The 12,007-nt window shown below is 62.3% G+C and carries 11 protein-coding genes and 3 pseudogenes; 7 read left to right on the top strand and 7 right to left on the bottom strand.

What is annotated here, in order from left to right; translation table 11 throughout:
- Window positions 1-10 precede the first annotated feature (10 nt).
- Window positions 11-1,393 carry a cytochrome c gene (locus DB459_RS16270; protein ID WP_253706277.1) on the bottom strand — a complete coding sequence of 461 codons (1,383 nt, stop codon included), beginning with the start codon at window positions 1,391-1,393 and terminating at the stop codon, window positions 11-13.
- 180 nt (window positions 1,394-1,573) lie between these two features.
- Here DB459_RS16270 and DB459_RS16265 point away from each other — a divergent pair, with 180 nt between their 5' ends.
- The gene (locus tag DB459_RS16265; protein WP_253706276.1) at window positions 1,574-1,840 is read left to right on the top strand and encodes a hypothetical protein; all 267 of its coding nucleotides are present in this window, start codon (window positions 1,574-1,576) and stop codon (window positions 1,838-1,840) included.
- Between the two features lie 113 nt (window positions 1,841-1,953).
- A complete protein-coding gene (locus DB459_RS16260) occupies window positions 1,954-2,934 on the top strand; it encodes an aldo/keto reductase (RefSeq protein ID WP_253706275.1) in 981 nt (326 codons plus the stop codon).
- Between the two features lie 56 nt (window positions 2,935-2,990).
- Here DB459_RS16260 and DB459_RS16255 read toward each other — a convergent pair.
- A pseudogene (locus DB459_RS16255) lies at window positions 2,991-3,375 on the bottom strand (NADH oxidase); the annotation flags it as partial.
- Window positions 3,376-3,420: 45 nt separating this feature from the next.
- Between DB459_RS16255 and DB459_RS16250 the strand changes: the two are divergent.
- Window positions 3,421-3,860, top strand: a pseudogene (locus DB459_RS16250) (EAL domain-containing protein); the annotation flags it as partial.
- A 334-nt stretch (window positions 3,861-4,194) separates the two neighbouring features.
- On the opposite strand, the gene DB459_RS16245 reads toward DB459_RS16250, so the two are convergent.
- The gene (locus tag DB459_RS16245; RefSeq protein ID WP_253706274.1) at window positions 4,195-4,464 is read right to left on the bottom strand and encodes a hypothetical protein; all 270 of its coding nucleotides are present in this window, start codon (window positions 4,462-4,464) and stop codon (window positions 4,195-4,197) included.
- Between the two features lie 107 nt (window positions 4,465-4,571).
- On the opposite strand from DB459_RS16245, the gene DB459_RS16240 reads away from it, so the two are divergent.
- Window positions 4,572-4,982: a hypothetical protein gene (locus DB459_RS16240; protein WP_253713752.1), complete on the top strand. Its 411-nt coding sequence runs from the start codon at window positions 4,572-4,574 to the stop codon at window positions 4,980-4,982.
- Window positions 4,983-5,339: 357 nt separating this feature from the next.
- Here DB459_RS16240 and DB459_RS27605 read toward each other — a convergent pair.
- Window positions 5,340-5,405: pseudogene (locus DB459_RS27605) on the bottom strand (hypothetical protein); the annotation flags it as partial.
- Between the two features lie 234 nt (window positions 5,406-5,639).
- On the bottom strand, window positions 5,640-6,677 hold the full coding sequence (locus tag DB459_RS16230) for an LLM class flavin-dependent oxidoreductase (protein WP_253706273.1): 1,038 nt from the start codon (window positions 6,675-6,677) through the stop codon (window positions 5,640-5,642).
- A gap of 191 nt (window positions 6,678-6,868) precedes the next feature.
- On the opposite strand from DB459_RS16230, the gene DB459_RS16225 reads away from it, so the two are divergent.
- Both DB459_RS16225 and DB459_RS16220 read left to right on the top strand, forming a co-directional pair.
- Window positions 6,869-8,065 (top strand): urate hydroxylase PuuD, encoded by a 1,197-nt coding sequence (locus DB459_RS16225; protein ID WP_253713601.1) that lies wholly within the window; start codon window positions 6,869-6,871, stop codon window positions 8,063-8,065.
- A 72-nt stretch (window positions 8,066-8,137) separates the two neighbouring features.
- Window positions 8,138-8,293, top strand: coding sequence for a hypothetical protein (locus tag DB459_RS16220; protein WP_253706272.1), 156 nt, complete (start codon window positions 8,138-8,140; stop codon window positions 8,291-8,293).
- Here the strand turns inward: DB459_RS16220 and DB459_RS16215 are convergent.
- Entirely contained in the window at window positions 8,274-9,707 is a 1,434-nt protein-coding gene (locus DB459_RS16215) for a coniferyl aldehyde dehydrogenase (RefSeq protein ID WP_253706271.1), read from the bottom strand. The genes DB459_RS16220 and DB459_RS16215 overlap by 20 nt on opposite strands.
- A 498-nt stretch (window positions 9,708-10,205) precedes the next feature.
- On the opposite strand from DB459_RS16215, the gene DB459_RS16210 reads away from it, so the two are divergent.
- Window positions 10,206-10,532: a polyhydroxyalkanoic acid system family protein gene (locus DB459_RS16210; protein WP_253706270.1), complete on the top strand. Its 327-nt coding sequence runs from the start codon at window positions 10,206-10,208 to the stop codon at window positions 10,530-10,532.
- 84 nt (window positions 10,533-10,616) lie between these two features.
- Here the strand turns inward: DB459_RS16210 and DB459_RS16205 are convergent.
- A protein-coding gene (locus tag DB459_RS16205) for an IS630 family transposase (protein WP_253706060.1) occupies window positions 10,617-11,767 on the bottom strand; the annotation gives its coding sequence in 2 pieces (ribosomal slippage) (window positions 10,617-11,317 and window positions 11,317-11,767; 1,152 coding nt in all).
- Window positions 11,768-12,007: the final 240 nt, after the last annotated feature.

The following is a 12,007-nucleotide window of genomic DNA, read 5'->3' as shown; positions in this document are numbered from 1 at the left end:
GGCCTTCCCCTCACTTCGTCTGGCTGTCGTCGGGCGCAATGGCGGCGCTTCCAACGCCCTCGACCGTGACCGTCTGGCGCGCTGCCGCAATTTCTGGGGCGAGATCCGGCCATGCTGACTTGTGGGCGAATCGGCGTCTGACCTCGTTACTCAGGGCGACGATCCGGTCATCGCTCAAGGTTGCGGCGAAAGGAGGCATGATCGGCCCACGTTTACCCTCCGCCGGCGCAACACCGCCCAGCACCACGTTGACGAAATTTCGCGGGGTGTCGGCGCTCACCGCAGTGCTCAGTGCGAGGTTGAGACCACCATAGGGCACCGGCCGCCCGGCATCGTGACAGGTCGCGCAGGCGCCGGCATAGATGGCCGCGCCCTCATTGCCGCCGGGCTGGGCGGCGACTGTCTGGCCGCCGGCCGACTGCGGCCTGGCGCCGGGTGCGTCTGCCCGGTCGGCGACCCGCGCGACCAGCTCATCGCCCTGGCGCTCGCGATCCGGCGATGGCCGCCCGATTTGCGCGGCGACATATGCAGCAATAGCCCGGACATCGGCATCGGGTACTGTGGCGAGATTGTCGGCGACCGGCGCCATCGGTCCGCGCGCTACGCCATGCAGCCCGTGCCAGCCACGGCGCAGATATGCATAGAGACTGTCTTCGTTCCATGGCACCGGCGATGATGAGGCCGCATTGATGGTGAAGGCCCGCCAGCCCTCAGCATCTCCGCCGGCGAAGGCCTGGTCCGATCTTTCCGCACCGAACAGGTTGCGCGGTGTGTGGCAGGCGCCGCAATGACCGATGCCCTCGACGAGATAGGCGCCGCGATTGAGGACGGCATCGCCCAGCGGATCGGACACAACCGGGCCCTTGCGCAGGAAGAGCAGCTTCCACCCGGCGAGCAGCGGCCGGAACGTCAGGGGAAATGGCAGAGCGTTGGTCTGCGCCGGCGCCTGAACTGCCGTCCGCGTCATCAGATAGGCGTAGAGCGCGCGATTGTCGTCGTCCGATACAAGAGTAAAATGGTCGTAGGGGAAGGCCGGATAGAGGTGCCGCCCCTCGCGGTCGATACCCTCACGCATGGCGCGGCGAAAGGCGATCTCGGACCACCGCCCGATGCCGGTGTCATCGTCTGGCGTAATGTTGGTCGAATGGATCGTCCCAAACGGCGTCGGAATCGCAAGGCCGCCGGCAAACGCCTTACCGCGAGGCGCCGTATGGCAGGTCGCGCAATCGCCGAGGGCGGCCAGTTCGGCGCCCCGGCGCAGCAGCGCAGGATCGGGAGCAGGCAGATCCTTGCGCGCAATCGGTGGAATTTCGGGCCGATAGACCGCGAACGTAGCGGCAAGCACCGGCGCGAGAACGAGGAGAATGGTTGCGAGTACGCCGCGGCGCGTCATCACGATGACTTCGGGATGACCATGTCCGATACTCCTTCACTGCTCTTCAGCCACTATCCCCCTGCTGATCGAGCCCATTCAACCAAAAAAAGCATCTTCTCGCCGCGTTGTGAGCGTGGAACCAGTATACCACGAAGGCAGCCGCTTGTCGCGGCAGCGCCCCTGTCCTAGGTTTTATCAATGCCCCGATATTTCTTCCATACCCGCCTCGCGGGAGACGTTGTCCGCGACGATGAAGGGATCGAGCTCCGGGATCCGGATCAAGCCTGGCAGGTCGCGCGTGCCACCATCCGCGAACTGCTCGCGGATGACGGCCAGTCGCCGCAGCTCATGTCGGCGAGTCTCGAAGTCACCGACACGAGCGGCGATGTCGTGCTCGAATTTCCCTTCAGCGAAGCACTGCTCGATGACGACGCTTTCGTCACCAACTTTCCTCGCAAGCATTGAAAGCGAGCATTGATCGGAGGCACTTCCCCGCTCCGCTCATCCGTCCTTTTGCCGGCGCCGATGCCGGCGCCCGATCGAAAGCCGCATCAAACAACCGACCTGGATTGAAACCCATGGATTATGTCCGTTTCGGCCGCACCGGCCTCGAAGTCTCGCGCATCTGTCTCGGATGCATGACTTATGGCGAACCCGGCCGTGGCGCGCACGGCTGGACTCTCGATGACGCCGCCAGCCGTCCCCTGATCAAGCAGGCGCTCGACCTCGGCATCAATTTCTTCGACACCGCCAACGTCTACTCCGATGGCTCCTCGGAAGAGATCGTCGGCCGCGCCCTCAAGGACATGACCCGACGCGAGTCCATCGTGCTCGCGACCAAGGTCAATAGCCGAACGCGCCCAGGGCCCAACGGCGCAGGTTTGTCGCGCAAGGCGATCCTCAGCGAGATCGATGCGAGCTTGCGACGCCTCGGCACCGACTTCGTCGACCTCTACCAGATCCATCGCTGGGATCCGCAGACGCCGATCGAGGAGACGCTCGAGGCGCTGCATGACGTGGTGAAGGCCGGCAAGGCGCGCTATATCGGCGCCTCCAGCATGTTTGCCTGGCAGTTCACCAAAGCTTTGTATATCTCGCGCCTCAACGGCTGGACCGAATTCATCAGCATGCAGAACCACCTCAATCTGCTGCATCGTGAGGAGGAGCGCGAAATGCTTCCTCTCTGCCGCGACCAGAAGGTCGCGGTCATGCCCTGGAGCCCGCTTGCGCGCGGCCGGCTGGCACGGGGTTGGAACGAGGCAACATCGCGCCAGGAAACCGACGAATTCGGCAAGACGCTCTATGCAGAGTTTCCCGATTCCGATCGTCACATCGTTGACACGGTTGGCACGATCGCCGTAGCGCGGGGCGTGCCGCGCGCCCAGGTGGCTCTCGCCTGGCTCTTGCAGAAGGACAGTGTGACGACACCGATCGTCGGGGCTTCCAAGCCCAGTCATCTCGCCGATGCGGTGGCAGCGCTTCGCCTTGCACTAACGACGGACGAAATCCAGGCGCTGGAGGCGGCCTACGTACCGCACAGTATCGCCGGATTTCAGTGAATTATCCGCACGGGACTTCGTCGCGGCGGAGACCTGGATGCCGCTGGCGGCCCTGTTCAGTCTCGGCTCGGATCGATCAGGAATTTCTCGCTGGTAGCACGGCGAACATAAACCTGAATATTGACTGGCAGCAGCACCTCTTTGAGCGACACTACCCGGGTATATTGGCTGGCAAAGGTCGTCTTGAGTTCGCTGACGACGCGCTGGCGCAACCGCTCCACTTCCGCCCTACCGATCTTCTGCAGGAACGGAAACAGCAGCCAGCCGCCCACGCCCCAGGCCATGCCGAAGCCGCGTGTAAGTTCGATAGGCCCCAGGGTCGATACTGCCGTAGATGTAGATATGCTTGTGGACGTTGGATCCATAGCGGCTATAGGAGATCGCGCTACGGTTGATGGCGGCTTCCATGCAGTTGAGGATTTGGCCGGCCAGTCGGCCACCGCGCCGATCCCGCGTAGCAGCTTCTCCTGGGCCTTGCTGCGCACGATCGTGCCGATGCTGCGCGCCATCGGTGCCAGCGTCTCGATCGATGACTTCGGCACCGGATATTCCTCACTGTCCGCGCTCGCGGACATCACCGCCGAGGAGGTGAAAATCGATTGCAGCTTCATCACCGACATTCATAAACGGCCGCGTAACCAGAGTATCCTGCGCGATCGAATCCCTCAGTCGCGCGCTGGGAATGATCGTTATCGCTGAAGGCGTCGAGAGCTTCGAGGAACTCGCCTATCTGCAGGCCGCGACCGAGATCCGCTTCGCCCGAGGCTACTACTTCGCGAAACTCTTGTTCGTGGACTCCCATGCCGGCGATAAGCCGCACCATGGCGGTGGGATCGCCGCTCGCCAGCCCCGGCTCGAGCGCCAATCCCAGACGGGCAAGCGGCGCATCGGAAGCTGAGCGCCGGACCGCATCGGCCCGCTTATGACCTAGTGCGATGGATCTGACGCTCGTTTCACCATTGCAGCGAGTTCTTCATACGCGCGTCGGATCCAAAACCGCACTAGAATCATATTGATGCTAGTGTCCCGTCTCCGAATTACCGCTTCGTTTTCCTCACCCTCGCACGGTCATTCGGAGACATCGGGACACTAGCAAAATCAAAAAGCTAGTGTGGCTTATGTCTCGCAATTGCCTACAGGGGCTTGCCGCAAAGGGCATAGGCAATTGCGAGACGCCACACTATAGTCTCCCTTTGTTTCCAACGTTCGTAGAAGCGCCTGCTGCAAAGGAATACGAACGTTGGAAACGGGACACTAGGCCTACCCAACCACGGCCCCTTCCATCAATGCTGCCTGGGCTACGAGCAGTTGGGCAAGACGGCTGCGCATCGCGAGGAACCGGCCCGCTGCAGTGGTGGCATCGACGCCCTGAGCGATCAACGCCTGCATTTCAGCCTCCTCAAGCCGCATATCCCGGCGCAGCCGGGCGACCTCCCGCCGTTTGGCCGCAAGCCGCCGTTCGAGTTCGCGGCCACTGATCCGCGCATAGATCTGCCGATCGTCACTGCCCCGAACCATTCGCTCCGCCATCACAGCCTCCGAAGTGAGATATCAGTCTAAAAAATGAGTACAAACATAGAACATTTACAAGATCTCTGTAGGATGGGATTTCAACGATTCACATGAAGAGATGACAAATGGGCCTCTTAAAACAAGATGTAGTAGCGCTAAAGCACATCAGCCTCTACTGCGAGGAACTGGAGCGCCTTCACCTGTGGGGCAGCGACGAAGAGATCGATGCCGAGTTCAACCGCGTCTGCCAGACAATCTGGGGCTACACCCTCGATGATTTCGACGACGACGACATTTCGACCCAGGACCACAAATGGCTGGATCGGCTAACGCCGCGAAAGGCTTACGTTTTTGCCCTCAAACACGGCTATGACCTCGGCGATTACGAAGACATGGTGTCGGACTGGTGGGGCTTTGTCTGGATGATCCTCGCCGAGGCCCGAGGCCTTCTCAATCCGACCTTGCGGGCGCGCGCCTGGAAAAGGCACGATGAAAGGCTGCTCGCCGCCGGCGTCGCCGCGGTGCTTCGGAAATGACACGCCGCAAGCCTCGCAATGAAAGCCCGTGTCGCGCCTGATCGTGGCCGTCGCCGCGAACCCACGCGTCATCTCGAGGGGGACAGAAACCGCCCTCAGCGACGCCGGGCGCCGTGCGGAAGTCTTGCGTGCGGAAGTCCTGCGTGACGAAGACTTTCGTGCCGAAGACTTGCGCGATGAGGACTTGCCCGAGGCAGACTTGCGTCGCGAGGAAGATTTGCGAGTGGCGGATCTGCCGGCGGTCGACTTCCGCGACGATTTCCGCGAGGTTGATTTCCGCGCTGACGACTTTCCTGATTTCTTCGGCACTTTTTCGCCGCCGCGACGGGCTTCCGACAAGCCGATGGCGATCGCCTGTTTGCGGCTCTTTACTTTCTTGCCGCTGCGTCCGCTCCGCAAGCTGCCTTTGGCACGCTTTTTCATCGCAGATTCGACTTTCTTCGACGCACCGCGCGAATATTTTCGAACCATTGGCGCACTCCCTTTGGTTGACGGTTTTATCCTCGGGCGATCAACGCTGATCGATCGATGTGTCGGGATCGTTGTCCTACCTCGACCGGCAATCGCCCGGATGGCGCTCGTGCGGGCGGGAAGCACTGAGCCCTTGTCCGCGCTCGCCTGCCGTGCGCGCGGACCAGGAGATTCCCCGCGAAGATCTCAGCCGAGCATGTCCCGCACCAGCGGGATCACCTTGCGACCATAGAGCTCGATACTATGCAGCAGGCGGGAATGCGCCAGCGGCCCGGCCGAATATTTCAGCTGGAAACGGGTTGCGCCCAGCGTTCTCATCGTTGCCGCGATCTTGCGCGCCACCGTTTCCGGGCTGCCGACATAGAGCGAGCCGCGCTCGATCTCCCGGGAAAACTCGCCGGACTGCATCGGCGGCCAGCCCCGCTCGGCACCGATGCGGTCGCGCATGATCTTGTAATCCGGCCACATCTCTTCGCGAGCCTGCGCGTCGGAATCGGCGACATAGCCCGGAGAATGGACGCCGATGCGCCGCGGCTTCCGGCCGGACTCCGCATACGCGCGATGATAGAGATCGACATAGGATTTGAAGCGCGCGGGCTCGCCGCCGATGATCGCGAGCAGCATCGGCAGGTCGTAATTCACCGCCCGCACCACCGACTCCGGGCTGCCACCCACGCCGACCCAGGTGGTGAGTTCGCGCCGGTCGGCGCGCTCCTCTACCGGCGGAAAGACCCTCTGGTGGTCAAGCGGCGCCCGCACGCTGCCACTCCAGGTCACCTCCTTGTTGCGCAGCAGAGCAACAAAGAGCTCCAACTTCTCCTCGAAGAGCGTTTCATATTGATCCAGCCGATACCCGAACAGCGGAAACGACTCGATAAATGAGCCGCGACCGACGATGACCTCGGCGCGACCAGAGGAAGCTGCATCGAGCGTGGAGAAGCGCTGGAAGACCCGCACCGGGTCATCCGAGCTCAGCACCGTCACCGCCGAACCGAGCCGGATGCGGCGCGTCTGCCCGGCGATCGCGGCCAGCACGACTTCCGGGGCGGAGACTGCGAAATCGGCGCGATGGTGCTCGCCCACGCCGATGAAATCGATGCCCAATTCGTCGGCAAGCGCTGCCTCTTCGATAACATCGCGGATCACTTGCGCCTGCGATTGCAGCACGCCGTTCGCTGTGGTCACGTCGCCGAATGTATCAAGGCCGAATTCGAGCTGGAGCATGGAGTATCCCGCTGTTGACCGCCCGGACGGGGCAGCTTGCGCTTTCGGTATTTATGCCGGACACTTGTTGTCTGGAAGACGGCCTGCCGGGTCAAGGCCGCCGCCCCCTCCCTCCATATCCGGCATCCCACGGGCCGCCGCCGCGCCCACTGCAATGCCGAACGAAACTACAAGGACTGGACTGTCGAATGATGTGGGACTCCGTCATCACGGAATGGGCGAGCCTCATTTTCCGCTGGCTGCATGTGGTGGCCGCCATGGGCTGGATCGGCAGCTCATTCTATTTCATCCATCTTGACCTCAGCCTCAAACCAAGCGGGGATCTGCCCGAAGGCGTCGCCGGCGAAGCATGGCAGGTGCATGGTGGCGGCTTCTATCGGATCGTAAAATACCTCGTCGCGCCAAAATCGATGCCGGATGAGCTGACCTGGTTCAAATGGGAGGCCTATACTACCTGGCTGTCTGGCTTCGTGCTCATGGTGGTCGTCTACTATCTCGATGCCGAATTATTCCTGGTCGACAAAAGCGTGCTCGACCTCACGCCCGGTCAGGCCGCCGCATTCTCCTTCTGCAGTCTGGCTCTGGCGTTCCTGCTCTACGAAGGCGCCTGCCGCAGCGGCCTCGCCCGTCACGAGCGCGCCTTCGCGATCGGCGGCTACGTCTTCCTGGTGGCGCTTGCCTACGCCTTTACCCACATCCTCTCGGGCCGCGGCGCCTTCAACCAGATCGGCGCCATCGTCGGCACGATCATGGTCGCCAACGTCTTCCTTACGATCATCCCAAACCAGAAGAAGATTGTCGCAGCCCTGCTCGCCGGTCAGCCCCCAGATCCGAAATGGGGCAAGGCCGGCAAGCTGCGATCCGTGCACAACAACTACCTGACGCTCCCGGTCGTTGTGCTGATGATCAGCAATCATTATCCGTTGCTGTTCGGCACGCGCTACAATTGGCTGATTGTCGCCGTCGTGCTGTTGCTCGGTCCGGTGATCCGGCACTTTTTCAATGCCCGCCACGCCGGCAAGAAGTCGCCTTGGTGGGTCTGGGCGGTCGCCGCAGCCGGCATGCTGGCGATTGGCTGGCTGTCAGCGGCGGGCCCCCGCAACGCCAAGACGTCCACCGCACCGACGCCGCCCTTCAGCGAGGTCGCGGACATCGTGTCTTCCAGATGCAGCATGTGCCACGCCGCCGAGCCAGTCTGGTCTTCGATCACAACCGCGCCGAAAGACATCCTTCTCGACGACGCGTCCCACATCAAGCGCAATGCGCGGCTGATCGGCCGCAACGCCGCATGGTCGAACGCCATGCCCCCAGGCAACGTCACCGAAATGACGCCGGACGAGCGAGCCACCATCGCCTCCTGGCTCGCCGGCGGCGCCGTCGCCAACTGAGCGTCAACTGCGGCGTCTCGCAATTGCCTACCGCCATTGCGGCACCCCCTGTAGGGACACGAGCGCGCCGCAGTGCGTATCGTGTCGGCGGCCTCCTCGCCGATCATGATCATCAGTGCATTTGTGTTGCCACCGACCAGCGTCGACATCACCGAGGCGTCGGCGATGCCGCAGATCCTCGACGCCTTGAAAATCGATCTGCAATCGATCACGAGACGAAACGTATGAGCTTGATCAGCCGCGCGATCTTGGGACCATAGGGCGGATAGGCATCGGCAAAGCGGTTCAGCGGCGAGCGGTAGAACACCGGCTTGAGCTTGCTGAACGCGTCGAACCCCCAGGGCCCGTGATAGGCGCCGCAACCAGAGGCGCCGACGCCGCCCATCGGCTGGTTGACCTGGGCGAAGTGAAGCAGGCAATCGTTGATGGTCGCGCCGCCGGAGACCGTGCGGGCGAGAACGTCGTCACGGGTCGCGGTATCCTCGCCGAACCAGTAGAGCGCCAGCGGACGGTCGTGGGCGTTGACATAGGCGATCGGCTCGCCGGCATCACGATAGGACATGATCGGCAGAACCGGGCCGAAGATCTCCTCCTGCATGATCGCCATCTCCGGCTTCGCACCAAGCAGGATCGTCGGCGGGAATTTGCGCCGGCTCTTCCAGGCCGCGGTGTCGATAGCTTGTGGCTGCACCAGTCCGGCTCCTCTGGCGACGGCATCGGCTACCAGCCCGTCGAGTCTCGCATAATGGCGGTCGGAAATGATCGAGGTGTAATCCGGATTCGCGGGGGCGGAACCGATCATCCGCGTCATCGCCGATTGCAACTGCTCGGCGAGGGCGTCGCGCATGGCCTCCGGCACGAAGACGTAATCAGGGGCGATGCAGGTCTGTCCGGCATTGAGCAGCTTGGCATAGGCGACGCGCTCGGCGACCTTCGCGACATCGGCCGAGCGGTCGACGATCACCGGCGACTTGCCGCCGAGCTCGAGCGTCACCGGCGTCAGATTGCGACCGGCCGCGGCCGCCACGATACGGCCCACCTTCGTCGAGCCGGTGAATACCAGATGATCGAAAGGCAATGCGCTGAAGACTTCGGCCACCCCGTTCTCGATGCCGGTCACGGCGAGCTCCGTCGCATCGAAGCTCTTGCCGACCGCCTCGCGGAGCAGGCCGGCGAAGCGCGGCGCGAATTCGCTCGGCTTGATCATCACCCGGTTGCCGGCGGCGATGGCGCCGATGGCCGGCGCCAGCGTCAGCTGCAGCGGATAATTCCAGGGCGCGATGACGCCGACGACGCCGAGCGGCTGCGGCAGCAGCCGGTTCTTGGCCGGCCAGAACTGCAGCTGGGTGGCGACCCGGCGTGGCGCCATCCAGCCCTTGAGCGATCGTACGGTGTGCTTGATCTCCCCGAGCAGGAACAGCGTCTCGGTCAGCATGGTTTCGATCGCCGGACGATGGCCGAAATCGTCGGAGATCGCGGAGGCGAACGCCTCCTCATGCGAAGCCAACAGGCCTCGCAAGCGCCGCAACCGGTCCAGGCGTTCGGCGAGGTCAGGTGGTGGAGCGGTACGGCTGAGCGATCGTTGACGATGAAAGATCGCTTCGATCGCATTCGCAGGTGCTGCGAGCCCGACAATGTCCATGGTCTTCGAGCCTCCTCGTTTGCGCGGCCTGATCCGTCGGCCACGCCGCCAGCGCCGCCTGGGGGGCCGGGGCCGCGAACCGGCGCGCTTCGCTCTCGGGACGCACGAGCACCGCGCCGGTCAGACCGCCGGTCGCTATGATGATCCCGCACACAATAGACCCGCGGTGAAAACCTTCCAGTGCGCTGTCCGCGCCCTGGACCATGTTTCCCATCACACAACCGGAGCGAGCAATCCGGCGGTGGCACCGATGACGTTGGCGATGGCCAGCAGCCCGCAACGCTGGCTCACCGGGGTAATCTCGCCGCTGCGGCCCTCCCGGCCATGCGCCCCGCTTGCGCACCCTGCCGGCGCACCTAGTGTCCCGTCTCCGAATGACCGCTTCATTTGCCGCAAAGGGCATAGGCAATTGCGAGACGCCGCACTAGATGATCGGGAACCCCGCACAAGGAGCGGCGGGCCGACGTTCAGCCTGAACTCTGAGCAAAAGGTGATCTCGTGCCGCAACCGTTTATCGTCTCGATCCCCCACCAGCTCGGCAGGGACGAGGCCGTACGCCGGCTCAAGGCCGGCCTCGGCAGTGTCAAGTCGCAATACGGCCAGGTACTGCAGGTCAACGAGGAGATCTGGAGCGGCGACCGCCTCGCCTTTCGCATCACGGCGCTAAGGCAGCAGGCGAGCGGAACCATCGACGTCGCCGATGACCATGTCAGGCTCGAGGTGATCCTGCCCTGGCTGCTGGCGGGACTGGCTCACGGCGTCCAGGCCGTCATCCGCGAACGCGGACAGCGGATGCTCGAGAAGAAGGAGCCACCGCGTGGCTAGTGCGGTGGATCTGACGCTCGTTTCAGCATTGCAGCGAGTTCTTCAAACGCGCGTCAGATCCACCACACTAGTCGCCCGATTCATTCAGATTGAAGGGTAAAGGTGCTTGAGTTTGATGCGAGCATTGGGAGTTGTGAAGTGCCAGTTTGCCTTGGTGTGGTTGGCATTGCGGTCTTTCTCCCAGGCGGCGATTTCCTCGGCGAGGGTCTGTTTGTCGGGAATCCGTCGATCGAGGCATTGGGACGATAGGACGCCGAGTTCGGACTCGGCGAGATCAAGCCAACTGCCGTGCTTTGGTGTGTAATGCCATTCAAAGCGCTCGACCAGCCGCCTGGCCTCAGGGGCCGGAAAGGCTTCATAGAGTGACGCCTTGCTGTGGATGTTGAGATTGTCCTGGATCAGAACGATGGTCTTGGCGCCGGCGAAGTGGACATCGGCCAAGTCCTTCAGGACGTGAGCATAATCCACGGCGGTATGGCGATCGGTGACTTTGACATGGCGCCAGCCTTCGAGCGGAGCAAACATCATGAAGAGATTGGCGGTGCCGTTGCGTTTGTACTCGTAATCGCAACGAGCCGGGCGCCCACGCTTCATCGGAATCGGCATGCGCGTCTCGGCGAGGAGTTGCTTTGAGCTCTCGTCCAGGCAAACCAGCGGGTAGTCGGGATCGCGTGGCCGGGTGTAGACGGCCAGCACGTCCTCCATGGCGGCTACGAACGCACTATTGGCTTTCGGCGGGATGACCCAGCACTGTCGGCGATGGGGCTGGAGAGTGTTTTTTTTAGTGCCCGCCCGATCGTCGAGTCGCTGGCACGATCAACAATATGGAGTTCTACGACTTTTTGCTCCAGTAGCCGCAGGGTCCAGCGTGCGCGTCCCTTGGGAGGTTCGGAACAAGCCAGGGCAATCAGTTTGGCTTCCTTCTCACCGTCAAAAATCCGCGCAACCCCCGGTGTTGCGCGCTGCTTACGGCTCAATACCGCCTCGAAGCCTTCTTCCACCAGTTGCTTCCGCACTCGGTAAACCATGGAAACGCTGGTATCGAACGCCTTAATGATCCGGCTGTCACTCCAACCTTCGCCGGCTTCCGAGACATCGGCCTTCAACAATATTCGCGCCTTCAGCAGCTTTTGAGCTGCGCTCTTGCCCTTCCGTATCAGCGTTTCAAGCTGTTCGCGTTCCTCGCCGCTCAGCCGCACAACATACTTCTTTACCGAAATTTCCGTCGCAGCCATGATCCTCTCCGGCGCTCGCGTCGAGACGATCGAATCGAATCACAAATTCTCCATCCTTTCAAATTATTTGAAGCGAGCGACTAGTGTGGCGTCTCGCAATTGCCTATGCCCTTCGCGGCAAGCCCCTGTAGGCAATTGCGAGACATAAGCCGCACTAGCTTTTTGATTTTGCTAGTGTCCTGATGTCTCCGAATGACCGTGCGAGGGTGAGGCAAATGAAGCGGTAATTCGGAGACAGGA

It is taken from the genome of Bradyrhizobium sp. WD16 (assembly GCF_024181725.1).
In the GTDB taxonomy this organism is placed as follows: Bacteria; Pseudomonadota; Alphaproteobacteria; order Rhizobiales; family Xanthobacteraceae; genus Bradyrhizobium_A.
This window is presented reverse-complemented; position numbering and strand designations above follow the sequence as displayed.

Coding starts and splice junctions, on each gene's coding strand:
- DB459_RS16270 (WP_253706277.1), bottom strand. CDS start 1,393: ATGACGCGCCGCGGCGTACTCGCAACCATTCTCCTCGTTCTCGCGCCG.
- DB459_RS16230 (WP_253706273.1), bottom strand. CDS start 6,677: ATGCTCCAGCTCGAATTCGGCCTTGATACATTCGGCGACGTGACCACA.
- DB459_RS16240 (WP_253713752.1), top strand. CDS start 4,572: ATGGGCCTCTTAAAACAAGATGTAGTAGCGCTAAAGCACATCAGCCTC.
- DB459_RS16265 (WP_253706276.1), top strand. CDS start 1,574: ATGCCCCGATATTTCTTCCATACCCGCCTCGCGGGAGACGTTGTCCGC.
- DB459_RS16245 (WP_253706274.1), bottom strand. CDS start 4,464: ATGGCGGAGCGAATGGTTCGGGGCAGTGACGATCGGCAGATCTATGCG.
- DB459_RS16215 (WP_253706271.1), bottom strand. CDS start 9,707: ATGGACATTGTCGGGCTCGCAGCACCTGCGAATGCGATCGAAGCGATC.
- DB459_RS16260 (WP_253706275.1), top strand. CDS start 1,954: ATGGATTATGTCCGTTTCGGCCGCACCGGCCTCGAAGTCTCGCGCATC.
- DB459_RS16225 (WP_253713601.1), top strand. CDS start 6,869: ATGTGGGACTCCGTCATCACGGAATGGGCGAGCCTCATTTTCCGCTGG.